Origin of the sequence: Qingrenia yutianensis, from assembly GCF_014385105.1 — a bacterium.
Lineage (GTDB): Bacteria > Bacillota > Clostridia > UMGS1810 > UMGS1810 > Qingrenia > Qingrenia yutianensis.
Genome location: NZ_JACRTE010000107.1, coordinates 1 through 570 on the forward strand (window position 1 = coordinate 1; position 570 = coordinate 570).

Below are 570 nucleotides of genomic sequence, written 5' to 3' on the forward strand. Positions count from 1 at the left end.
CTCGGCGGTGTTGCAATAGACGCACTTAAAAATATACTGAGTACAAATGAGCAGATATCAAAGGTATATATGTGTGTTGACAGAGATGATGCCGGGGATAAAACTGTCAAAAGGATAGGGATGTTCCTCAATGGAAATATTCGCTCGACGCAAATATTTTTGAAAAATAGGGTATAAATTTTTCAATCCATCAAATGGTGATATAAGTTTTACAAATAATATATCGGATGATGTGGTAGGGCGTGCATATTTTAAATAGTCAATTAAAGCCTCTCCGACTTCATTTAACAAGGGTAATTTTACTGGGTTTTTGGTTTTATGTTGAACAAATTCTATAAAACTATTTTCCCAGTTTATATTACTTAAATTTAGTTCCTGTATATCCTCTGTACGAATCCCATACCTTGCGGCGATAAGTAAAATACAGTAATCACGTTTACCGACAGGGCTATTTCTTTCTACAGTGGATAAAATGTTTTCTATGTTTTCCGGGGACCATACCTTATTAGGCAATTCTTTATTCGGGTGGTACAGTCGGGGTATAATTAGAGATAAATCTTGATCAATTTG

At 34.7% G+C, this 570-nt stretch carries 1 protein-coding gene and 1 pseudogene; one reads left to right on the forward strand and one right to left on the reverse strand.

Annotated elements, in window-relative coordinates:
* Positions 1-54 precede the first annotated feature (54 nt).
* Positions 55-177, forward strand: a complete 123-nt coding sequence (locus H8706_RS12495) for a hypothetical protein (protein ID WP_394354582.1) — start codon at positions 55-57, stop codon at positions 175-177.
* On the opposite strand, the pseudogene H8706_RS12325 reads toward H8706_RS12495, so the two are convergent.
* A pseudogene (locus tag H8706_RS12325) lies at positions 145-513 on the reverse strand (tyrosine-type recombinase/integrase); the annotation flags it as partial. The gene H8706_RS12495 and the pseudogene H8706_RS12325 sit on opposite strands and share 33 nt — an antisense overlap.
* Between the last annotated feature and the right edge of the window lie 57 nt (positions 514-570).